Raw genomic sequence first — 2,636 nt, 5'->3', positions numbered from 1 at the left:
GAGCGGCTACGCGCGAAAGACTGCAGCTGCACCCGCTCTTCATCGCTCAACACCAATTGAGTCTTTGGTCTGCCAGTTCTCATAGCGGTATCTCCGTTCTCAAGATACCGTATTGGCATGCACGATTAATGCCATAAATTAACAGGACAGGACACTAGATAGCCTTTGCGTGTAGTGTTGGTATCGCGCCCTGCCTTGGCTTGACCAGCAAGATTTGCTTGGGCAGAGCGCGCTAGGCTTTTTTTGTTTGATGTGGGCGAAAAGCCTTTACATGCTGAATGCCCATGGTCTGTGGGGCAGGCATAGCACCCCATTCAGAGTTAACACCATTGCTGGCGGCCTCCTGGGGAGCTTCGGGCAATGGTGATTGCCTGTTAGATAGTGGCTTTGCTGTTGGCTTACTTGGTTGCGCGGCTGTTTCAGATGCTGACGCGTTCTGCTGCTCAGTCTGAGCAGCCCCCTCGGAGGGATGGGTTCGGCGGTGGGTCAGCGCCAATTCAGCCACTGCATGCACATCCGCCGCATCCACAGCAATGCGCCCTTGGAGCGATGCGTGGGCACGGGCTGCGCGCAAAATTACCAAGTCTGCTCGCACGCCTTCTACAGCGGCAGATTGGCATAACTCTGCAACCAGGTCGTGGATGGCATCCGCCCAGTCGACCTGTGCTAACGACGCACGTGCAGCCGCCACTTGCGCTGCCAAAGCGCTTTGTGCCTGTTCATACTGGGCGCAAAATGAGGCAGGGTCCGCGTCATATGCCATGCGGGTTTTGACAATCGCTTTGCGTATCGCCGCACTGGGCACATTTTGCAAACGCACAAACAGGCCAAATCGGTCCAGCAGCTGGGGGCGCAATTGCCCTTCTTCAGGGTTCATTGTGCCAATCAGCGTGATGCGGGCCGGATGCTGGTGCGATACCCCATCGCGCTCAACGCGGTTGATACCGCTTGCACTCACATCCAGAAGCAGGTCCACCAGCCCATCGGCCAACAGATTGACTTCATCCACATACAAAACGCCTTGGTGGGCTTGGGCAAGCAAACCGGGACGAAACTCCACCGCACTGCGCTGCAACGCGGCCTCGACATCAAGGGAGCCCAGCAGTTGTTCTTCTGTCGTGCCCAATGGCAAGTTCACCAACAGAAGTGGTCCCGGTCGTTTGAACAATTGAGTCCAGTTGCTAAGCGAGATCACCGGGGTTATGCCGCCTGCATTTGTGCAAACGGCAATGCTGCAAAGTACGCTTCATCAGGGGTAGCTTGGCTGTGTGCCTGATGGGGGCGTTGTGAATTGTAGAACTGCAAGTATTGTGCAATCCCACAGCGTGCGGCACGCACGCTGTCATAGGCTTTGAGATAGATTTCCTCGTACTTGATGGAGCGCCACAGGCGCTCCACGAAGACGTTGTCACGCCATGCCCCTTTGCCATCCATAGAGATGCGAATACCGTGGCGTTTGAGCTGTGCGGTGAAGGCTTCGCTGGTGAATTGGCTGCCCTGATCGGTGTTGAAGATGGCAGGCGTTCCCCAGCGGGCAATAGCCTCTTGCACGGCATCCACGCAAAACTGCACGTCCATCGTATTGGACAGTCGCCAAGCCAAGACCTTGCGGCTGTACCAGTCCACCACAGCGCAAAGGTACAGCCACCCTTTGTGCATTCGCACATAGGTGATGTCCATGGCCCAAACTTGGTTGGCATACGTCACGGACTTATTCCTCAACAGGTACGGGTAGATCTTGTGCTGCGGATGACGAGCACTGGTACGAGGTTGGCAGTACAGCGCCGTGATGCACATGCGCTTCATCAGCGTGCGCACATGCCTGCGGCCTACGCAATGCCCTTGGCGCTGCAACAACCCACGCAGCATGCGTGAGCCCGCAAATGGGTGGGCTACATGTAACGCATCCAAGGTGTGGGCCAACGAAACTTGCTCACTGTTTGGTGACTTGCGGCGGTAATAAATAGAGCCACGACTGATTTGCATAAGTTGGGCTTGGCGAGCCAGCGACAAGCTATGACCGCGGTCAATCATCGACCTACGCTGAGCAATCCCGCTTTGCTCAGCGCACCTTGCAAAAAATCCTTCTCTAAGGTCAGTTGACCAATCTTGGCGTGAAGCTCTTTAAGGTCGACCGCAGGGGTTGTGGGCGCAGGAGCTGCGCCAAACACGTCAGCAGCCCGCTCCAGCAGCATGCGTTTCCAATCTGCAATCTGGCTGGGGTGAACTTCATATTGCTGAGCCAGCTCAGCAACCGTGCGCTCTCCGCGCACGGCTTCTAGTGCCACCTTCGCTTTAAATACGGGGCTGTGCTTGCGTCGGGATTTGATGGTCATAGATCTCTCCAGGTTCGGCCTGTTGTCAGGTCATTTTTACGGGGAAAGATCTCGCTTAGGGAACCTCTGCATAACTCGATTTCAAGCGTGATAGTGCTTGAACGAGTGTGATGTTCCCTTGCCCCTGGCACTCAAGATGCCCGCGTTTCGCGGGCATCTTGCTTTTTATGCACCCACACCAGGCTTGGATTGGCTGTTTTTCAGCAAACGGCCACGGGCCATCCACAAGTTCGCCAAGGCAAACAGGGTATGCAATTGCTGCGTGTTCTTTCTCAAGCCTCGGTAGCGAACTTTGACGTG

At 55.7% G+C, this 2,636-nt stretch carries 2 protein-coding genes; both read right to left on the bottom strand.

The annotated features are described in order from the left end of the window. Window positions 1–232: 232 nt before the first annotated feature. Complete coding sequence (locus tag F7P80_RS16625) at window positions 233–1,195, bottom strand: magnesium chelatase ATPase subunit I (RefSeq protein ID WP_282959038.1); 963 nt, start codon at window positions 1,193–1,195, stop codon at window positions 233–235. 5 nt (window positions 1,196–1,200) lie between these two features. Then, window positions 1,201–2,336 (bottom strand): IS3 family transposase gene (locus F7P80_RS16620; RefSeq protein WP_120785045.1). Its coding sequence is split into 2 segments (ribosomal slippage): window positions 1,201–2,075 and window positions 2,075–2,336, totalling 1,137 coding nucleotides; the frame shifts between segments, so codons are not numbered across the junction. Window positions 2,337–2,636: the final 300 nt, after the last annotated feature.

Source organism: Comamonas kerstersii, from assembly GCF_008801935.1.
Lineage (GTDB): Bacteria > Pseudomonadota > Gammaproteobacteria > Burkholderiales > Burkholderiaceae_C > Comamonas > Comamonas kerstersii.
This window is presented reverse-complemented; position numbering and strand designations above follow the sequence as displayed.